This window comes from Vibrio sp. 704 (assembly GCF_033339295.1).
The window spans coordinates 1-690 of record NZ_JAWOUH010000458.1 but is presented as its reverse complement, the minus strand read 5'-3'; the positions used below and the strand labels follow the sequence as shown (position 1 = coordinate 690).

Annotated in this window: 1 protein-coding gene; it reads right to left on the bottom strand. The window is 43.6% G+C overall.

Annotation, left to right across the window (positions count from 1 at the left end; all coding sequences use genetic code 11):
- On the bottom strand, window positions 1-569 hold a 569-nt coding region (locus R7R24_RS27080), incomplete at its 3' end, for a Nif3-like dinuclear metal center hexameric protein (protein ID WP_318120173.1).
- Window positions 570-690 lie beyond the last annotated feature (121 nt).

Genomic DNA, 690 nt, shown 5'->3' with positions numbered 1-690 from the left:
TGCTGAACCGCAAGTTCAATGAAATCTTGTCCGCCGCCAGTACACCAACCAACGGTTTCGATCATTTTCTCCGCATTATCTGGAGCGATATGTAGAGGCTCTCGATTAAGGACTTGGTTGATCTTGCTCGCAAATTGAGAACCAGTCATCGGTTTTTTCAAGCGTCCAAATAGGGCGACAGACTGCGGATGACCTTCTAACCCACCGTCGATTTCAATATCAAGAAGACGAGCAAGCTCTGCGTTGTTACCAAGTTCAGGATGAATGTCGAGCGGTAGATGGTAGCCGTACAGATTAATGTCACTTTTAATTAGGCTACGAATGCGCTTACCTTTCATACCGCGAATGGGTTCTGGCTCCCCTTTCCAAAAATAACCATGGTGGACCAATAACGCATCGGCTCTGAGTTCAATCGCTTTATCAATTAATGCTTGAGAAGCAGTTACTCCAGTAACTACGCGCTTGATCTGTGGACAGCCTTCAACCTGTAAGCCATTTGGCGCGTAATCTTTAATTAACTCGGGCGAGAGTTTGCTGTTAAGAATCTTTTCTAACTGTAAATTATTCATTATCACTTCCAATTTCGAGCGAGTACCTCAAAGTGTATATCGAACTATGACACTGATGCTAGCTACCCTATTCTACTAACCAAATTTAGTTACAATAACGAGGCTCGCTGCTTTATCAACA